At 56.2% G+C, this 7319-nt stretch carries 6 protein-coding genes; 4 read left to right on the forward strand and 2 right to left on the reverse strand.

What is annotated here, in order from left to right:
• Window positions 1-235 precede the first annotated feature (235 nt).
• The gene (locus tag HX778_RS23790) at window positions 236-2413 is read left to right on the forward strand and encodes a TonB-dependent siderophore receptor (RefSeq protein ID WP_176983245.1); all 2178 of its coding nucleotides are present in this window, start codon (window positions 236-238) and stop codon (window positions 2411-2413) included.
• Window positions 2414-2478: 65 nt separating this feature from the next.
• Here HX778_RS23790 and HX778_RS23795 read toward each other — a convergent pair whose 3' ends face one another.
• Complete coding sequence (locus HX778_RS23795; protein ID WP_038482174.1) at window positions 2479-2730, reverse strand: GlsB/YeaQ/YmgE family stress response membrane protein; 252 nt, start codon at window positions 2728-2730, stop codon at window positions 2479-2481.
• A 236-nt stretch (window positions 2731-2966) separates the two neighbouring features.
• Here HX778_RS23795 and HX778_RS23800 point away from each other — a divergent pair, with 236 nt between their 5' ends.
• Window positions 2967-3698: a flagellar brake protein gene (locus HX778_RS23800; protein WP_038482171.1), complete on the forward strand. Its 732-nt coding sequence runs from the start codon at window positions 2967-2969 to the stop codon at window positions 3696-3698.
• Here HX778_RS23800 and emtA read toward each other — a convergent pair whose 3' ends face one another.
• On the reverse strand, window positions 3699-4310 hold the full coding sequence (emtA, locus tag HX778_RS23805) for a membrane-bound lytic murein transglycosylase EmtA (protein ID WP_038482168.1): 612 nt from the start codon (window positions 4308-4310) through the stop codon (window positions 3699-3701).
• 94 nt (window positions 4311-4404) lie between these two features.
• Here emtA and ldcA point away from each other — a divergent pair, with 94 nt between their 5' ends.
• Both ldcA and HX778_RS23815 read left to right on the forward strand, forming a co-directional pair.
• Window positions 4405-5331, forward strand: a complete 927-nt coding sequence (gene ldcA / locus HX778_RS23810) for a muramoyltetrapeptide carboxypeptidase (RefSeq protein ID WP_176983246.1) — start codon at window positions 4405-4407, stop codon at window positions 5329-5331.
• 74 nt (window positions 5332-5405) lie between these two features.
• On the forward strand, window positions 5406-7136 hold the full coding sequence (locus HX778_RS23815) for a potassium/proton antiporter (RefSeq protein ID WP_038483486.1): 1731 nt from the start codon (window positions 5406-5408) through the stop codon (window positions 7134-7136).
• The last annotated feature ends 183 nt before the right edge of the window (window positions 7137-7319 follow it).

The following is a 7319-nucleotide window of genomic DNA, read 5'->3' on the forward strand; positions in this document are numbered from 1 at the left end:
GCGGCTACGGCTGCCGTTACCTCAACTTAATCATTTCATTTAAAACAATAAGCCCATGAAATCATCAGTAATTTCATGGGCTTTCACGCATAAAAAAGCGCGGTATCGCTTGTATCAGCTAATAATAACGATAATAATTCGCATTCGAAATCGCATGTAGAAAACGCGTTTTCCCGTCGCAGGCCGACGGAGGAATTCCATCAGGATGATGACCTCAATACTTCCGGACAAAAAAATGATAAAGGCTTTTACCGTAAAGCGCTCCGCTTTACTCTGCGCGCTTGCTCTCATCGCCCCTTTTTCTTCATCGGCTGAAGACACGCTGGTTGTCACCGCCAAACCTGCCGATACCGCAACCTCTCCAACGATGGGTTACACCGCCACCACAACCCGTGGTGCAACCAAAACCGACGAACCGCTGATAACCACCGGGCAAAGCATTTCCGTGGTGACCCGCCAGCAAATGGAAGACCAGGGCGCGCAGACCATTAACAGCGCGCTGAACTACACGCCCGGCGTCTTTACCGGTTTTGCCGGCGGCGCAACCCGCTACGACACCGTTGCGCTACGCGGTTTCCACGGTGGTGACGTAAATAACATTTTCCTTGATGGTCTGCGCCTGATGAGTGACGCCGGCAGCTTTAACGTCGTGCAGGTCGATCCGTGGTTCCTGGAACGCCTTGATGTCATCAAAGGCCCCTCTTCCGCACTTTACGGGCAGACCGTACCGGGCGGCCTGGTGATGGAAACCTCGAAACGCCCGCAGTTTGTTGAAGAAGGCCACGTGCGGGCGATGTACGGCAATCACAATACCAACGGCACGGCGTTTGATTACACCAACGCGATTAACGACCAGTGGGCCTTCCGCATCACCGGCCTGACCAAAAATAGCGATACGCAGTATGAAAACACGCGCGACGAGCGCTACGCCATTTCGCCTTCTCTGCTGTGGCAACCTGACGACGCTACGTCTCTGGTGCTGAGAGCTTACCTGGAAAAAGATCCGTCCGGCGGCTTCCACGGTTCCGTTCCGGGCGACGGCAGCCTCTACACCACTACGGGACGCAAGCTGGATACCGGGTTCTCTGATGTGCAACCGGGCGATGACGCCTTCAAGCGCCACCAGCAGATCTACAGCTACGAGTTTGCTCACGCCTTCGACGACGTCTGGTCGTTCCGCTCGAACGCCAGCTATACCCACTCTAACGTGGCGCTACGCCAGGCCTATCAGATTGGCTGGGCGGACACCGCTCACAATGAACTTTCGCGCTATTACAGCAGCGAAAACTCCTCGCTGGACGCCTGGGCCATCGACAATCAGCTGGAAGCCGACTTCGCGACCGGCGAACTGCAGCATAAAGTGGTGCTTGGCGGTGAATATCACCGGTTCACCAACGACCTGACGGACGGGACTGGCTACACCACCAAACTGAACCCGTGGACCGGCGTGTCCGGCGGCATTGGCGGTTACTATTATTACGATCCACGTGACCCAAGCTACGCGACGATCAATCAGGGACTGCTGGTCAAAGCCGGCCGCCGCCAGTACGAGCAAACCGGGGCGTACCTGCAGGATGAAATTAAGTGGGACCGCTGGCATATGACGCTGTCTGGCCGCTACGATCATCTGGTCACCAAAAGTCACCTGGTGGCGACGGCGATCGATAGCGACGTGACGGACAACCGCAGCGACAACCACTTTAGCGGCCGCGCTTCCCTGCTGTACGCTTTTGATAACGGTATTTCTCCGTATGTGAGCTACAGCCAGGCCGTTACGCCGCAGGTGCTTTCCGATGCCGAAGGCAAGCTGCTGAAACCTACGACCGCCGAACAGTACGAAGCCGGGGTTAAATACCAGCCGGCTGGCACCAGCGATCTGTACAGCGCCGCCGTTTACGATCTGACCCAGAAAGACGTGGGCAACCGTAACGTTCAGGGTGGATATTTTGAACCTGCGGGCAAAGTACATTCGCAGGGGCTGGAGCTGGAAGCACGTACTCAGCTAACGCCACGCCTGTCGACAATCGCCAGCTATACGCTCAACCGCGTACGCTACAAAGACGCCATTGATGGCAACGACGGCAACACGCCATACGTCACGCCAAATCAGATGGCTAGCCTGTGGAGCACGTTCAAAGCCGATTACGGTATCAGCCTGGGCGCGGGGATTCGCTACATCGGCAAACAGTGGGCCGACAACGAAAATACCCTGCGGGTCCCTTCTGCAACGCTGCTGGATGCCATGGTTCGGGCAGATATGGGCGCATGGACACCGTCGCTGAAAGGCGCGTTTGTACAGCTTAATGCGACCAACCTGACGGGCCGTGACTATGTGGCGGGCTGCTACGGGACGGGCTATTGCTATTGGGGTGCGGAACGTTCGGTTATTGCGACCGTGGGTTATGATTTCTAATCTCGTCATAAAAAGCTAAACGTAAAAACGGCCCCGAAGGGCCGTTTTTTGTAATGAATGACTTTCTACCGTCGTACCATCCTGAAAATAGCCAGCACAATAATGGCGCCAATCACCGCCACAAAGAAACTCGGCCAGTTAAAACCGGTTACCGGTCCGCCAAGGTGCAATGCCGTCGCTACCCAGCCGCCGACTACCGCGCCCACGATCCCCAGAATACAGGTGAGGATAATGCCGCCGCCGTCTTTGCCAGGCATAATAAACTTAGCAACCACACCCGCGATGAGACCAAAAATAATCCAGGCCAGGATACCCATTTTAGAACGTCCTCTTCTACATTGTGAGCTTTAGCAGGCTCGCCTGGCGCTCTCTGCGCCCCTGCCAGCGGCCTACTGTCAAAAAGAGTATAGTTCGGTTGCAGAAAAATGTGATGAATCTCACCTGGTTATGTTCATTTTCAGGCAAAAAAATTCAAAAATTTGTATTAAGTTTTGCCCGATTTTGCCGATAAGCTTCGATACCACAACCTGAAAACACAACAAGGACTTGAGCCTTGAGTCACTATAACGAGCAGTTCCTGAAGCAGTCTCCTCTGGCAGTATTAGGTGTGCTACGCGACTTACACAAACAGCAGGTTCCCGTCAGGCTGGAATGGTCTAACGGGCAGTTCATCAGCAAGATACTCGAGGTCTCAGCGGACCGCCTGGTGCTGGACTTTGGTAGCCAGTCGCAGGAAAACCTTTCCGTGCAAAAGGCCACCCACATTGAGTTCATCGCTGAAACGCAGGGGGCAAAAGTTGAATTTAGTTTGCCCGGCCTGAAGGCGACGGAATATCAAAATCTGCCGGCGTTCACTACGCCGCTGCCGCCGTCGCTGTGGTTCGTGCAGCGCCGGGAATACTTCCGCATTACCGCCCCAATGCAGCCGCAGTATTACTGCCGCACCGAACTGGCCGATGGCTCTGAGTTTGCCTTCCGGCTTTGCGACCTGTCGCTCGGCGGCATGGGCGCGTTGGTTGACGGCTCATTGCCCCCAGGCCTCGCACCCGGCCTGCGTTTTGGCCGCGTAGAGATGGATCTCGTGGAATGGGGTAAGTTTTACTTCGATATGCAGCTGGTGATGGTTTCGGAGCGCAAGGTGGTGGACAGCAAAAATGAAACCATTTCAACGCCGCGCTTAAGCTTCCGTTTTTTAAACGTCAACCCGGCGGTAGAACGTGAACTGCAAAAGATTATTTTCTCGCTGGAGCGGTCGGCCCGGGAAAAGGCTAACCGCGTGAAGTAATTAAATAGCGTTCATGGCCCGCGTCACCTTGTACAGGTAGCGCGGTGCCTGCGGCGCAGGATGATTGGTGGCGATATGCTGATAGAACTCGTCCGGGCTCAGGCGATTTATCTTGTCTATCGCATCCTGCCTGTCGGAATCAAAGGTTCTTAATAGCGCCCCCGCCCCGTTCACGTAAGAGACAATCAGCGCGTACTGCATCACCTGCGGGTCGTTGATCCCACGCAAAATACCGTGTTCAAGAATACTCAGGTAGGCCGTGCCGATATCAATGTTGCGCGCAGGGTCCCGCAGTTCACTGTTCGACGGCTGCCCGCTGAAGCCCTGATTGCGGTATACTTCTCTTCCCGCCGTAGAGGCCTTGATTTGCATCAGCCCGATGGCGTTCGAAGCGCTGACCAGCTGCGGATTGCCGCCGGACTCCACCGCGATAATCGCGGTTATCAACCTGGGACTCACGCCCCATTGCTGCCCGGACTGCTCGGTGATGGGCATCCAGTTCAACGCCCGCTGGGTGGGAATAGTCGGATCCCACGGGGCCTGCTGCTGAGGTGAATGGCTGGAACAGCCGGCCAGAAACAGCACCAGAACGATAAACCATCTTAATTTCACGCATCTATCCTTATTGATGTGCTCGCCATAACGGCGATGACAAGCGCTCTCGATAGCGGCATGATAACCAATTCATATTCAGCAAGGAAATGCCATGTCTCTGATTCATTTAATCGCCCCATCCGGTTACTGCATTAATCAGCAGGCCGCGGCCAGGGGCATCCGCCGGCTGGAAGAGAACGGGCATCAGGTGGTTAATCAGCAGGCGGTCACAAGGCGTTTTCAGCGTTTTGCGGGAACGGATAGCGAACGACTGGCGGAGATTAATCAACTGGCAACGCTGCCGCCGGAAACCGATATCGTGCTCGCGGTGCGCGGCGGCTATGGCGCAAGCCGCCTACTGGAAAACATCGACTTCTCACGCCTGGGCGCAGCGCTGCGAGCCAGGCCGCAAATCATCTGCGGCCACAGCGACTTTACCGCTATCCAGCTAGGCCTGCTGGCGCAGTGCGGTACAATCACCTTCAGCGGCCCCATGCTCGCCGGGAATTTCGGCGCCGAAGAGATGGACGAGTTTACCTGGCGTCACTTCTGGCAGGCGCTCAGCGAACCTGAATTCACCGTCAGCTGGGCAAGCGATGCCCCTGCCGTGCAGGCAAGCGGGACGGTGTGGGGCGGTAATCTGGCGATGCTGATTTCGCTGACAGGTACGCCGTGGCTGCCAACGATTGAGGGCGGCATTCTGGTTGTCGAAGACATCAACGAACCCCCTTTCCGCGTCGAGCGCATGCTGCTGCAGCTTCACCATGCGGGCATTCTCTCTCGCCAAAAAGCGATTGTTTTAGGCAGTTTTAACGGCGCGACGGCAACCGACTATGACGCAGGGTATAATTTTGAAGAGATGCGCCAGACCCTGCAGAAGCGTTTACAGGTTCCTGTTTTACACGGCCTGCCGTTTGGTCACGAACCCCAAACCGTCACCCTGCCTCTCGGGGCGTTTGGCGAGCTTATTCATGACGGTGAAACGGCGCGTCTGACGTTAAGCGGCCACCCGGTTCTCAGCAAAAGAAACCCACTTTAAGCGCCTTTTTTGGGCGTTTAATCCACAGATTACATGTTAAAATTCCGCGACATAGATTAAGGAGATGAATGATTTTGGACGCAGGGGCGATAGTCAGTCTGTTTATTTTGGGTTCCGTTCTGGTAACTTGCAGTATCTTATTAAGTTCATTCTCCTCTCGTCTGGGCATTCCCATTCTGGTTATCTTTTTGGCTATCGGCATGCTGGCCGGTATCGACGGCCTGGGCGGTATCCCGTTTGATAATTATCCCTTCGCCTATCTGATCAGTAACCTGGCGCTGGCGGTTATCCTGCTTGACGGCGGCATGCGAACGCAGGCGAGTTCATTTCGCGTTGCGCTCGGCCCCGCGCTTTCACTGGCAACCGTTGGCGTATTAATTACCTCCGGCTTGACCGGTGTTGCAGCCGCCTGGCTGTTCAACCTGAACCTTATTGACGGCCTGCTTATCGGGGCCATCGTCGGTTCGACCGATGCTGCGGCGGTCTTTTCGCTGCTCGGCGGTAAAGGCCTCAACGAGCGCGTGGGCGCAACGCTTGAGATTGAGTCGGGCAGTAATGACCCGATGGCGGTGTTTCTCACCATTACGCTGATTGAGATGATTCAGCAGCACCAGACAGGCCTGAGCTGGATGTTCCTGGTGCATATCATTCAGCAGTTCGGGCTGGGGATAGTGCTTGGCCTTGGCGGCGGCTACCTGCTGCTGCAAATGATTAACCGCATCACCCTGCCTCAGGGGCTGTATCCGATGCTGGCGCTGAGCGGCGGCATTATGGTTTTTGGCGTGACGACGGCGCTGGACGGCAGCGGCATTCTGGCGGTTTACCTGTGCGGCTTTGTGATGGGCAATCGGCCTATTCGCAGCCGCTTTGGTATTCTGCAAACCTTTGACGGGCTGGCCTGGATGGCGCAAATCGGTATGTTCCTGGTGCTTGGCCTGCTGGTGAACCCCTCTGACCTGCTGCCGATTGCGGTGCCTGCGCTGCTGCTGTCAGCGTGGATGATCTTCTTTGCCCGGCCGCTGTCCATTTTTGCCGGCCTGCTTCCCTTCCGGGGCTTTAACCTTCGTGAGCGTGTGTTTATCAGCTGGGTTGGGCTACGCGGCGCCGTGCCTATCATTCTGGCGGTCTTCCCGATGATGGCCGGGCTGGATAACGCCCGCCTGTTCTTCAACGTCGCCTTCTTCGTGGTGCTGGTTTCACTGCTGCTGCAGGGAACCTCCCTCGGCTGGGCGGCGAAAAAAGCAAAAGTCGTGGTACCGCCGGTCGGCTGGCCGGTTTCCCGCGTAGGGCTGGATATCCATCCTGATAACCCGTGGGAGCAGTTTGTCTACCAGTTGAGCGAAGAGAAATGGTGCGTGGGTGCCGCCCTGCGTGACCTGCATATGCCTGAAGAGACGCGTATTGCCGCGCTGTTCCGCGATAACGAGCTGCTGCACCCGACGGGCAGCACCCGGCTTCGCGAGGGCGATGTGCTCTGCGTCATCGGTCGCGAACGTGACCTTCCCGCGCTCGGTAAGCTGTTTAGCCAGTCGCCGCCCGTGGATTTGGATCAGCGCTTCTTTGGTGACTTTATTCTGGAGGCCAGCGCCCAGTTCTCCGACGTGGCGACCATTTACGGCCTGACGCTGGATGAAGAGGTCAATACCCAGCAGTCGCTCGGTGATTTTGTGCTGGGGATGCTCGGCGGCGCGCCGGTTGTCGGTGACCAGGTTGAGTTCGCCGGTATGATTTGGACGGTGGCGGAGAAAGAGGACAACCTGGTACGTAAGATTGGTGTCCGCGTTGCCGGGGAAGAAGAGGAGTAGCCTCTTCTCTTCTGCCCCGAACGCTTTATCTTAGTCACAAATACCCATAATTATGCAGTGCTGGCTAAGGTTCCGTTCACTTCCTGTCCTGCTTCACATGTCACCACCAAACCGGTGAACGACTCGGGGAAGTCACCGTCACTTCCCCGAGACCCCGGACTCCCGGCCAAATAAATCGACCGC

Source organism: Cedecea sp. P7760 (assembly GCF_013386425.1).
GTDB lineage: Bacteria > Pseudomonadota > Gammaproteobacteria > Enterobacterales > Enterobacteriaceae > Cedecea > Cedecea selenatireducens.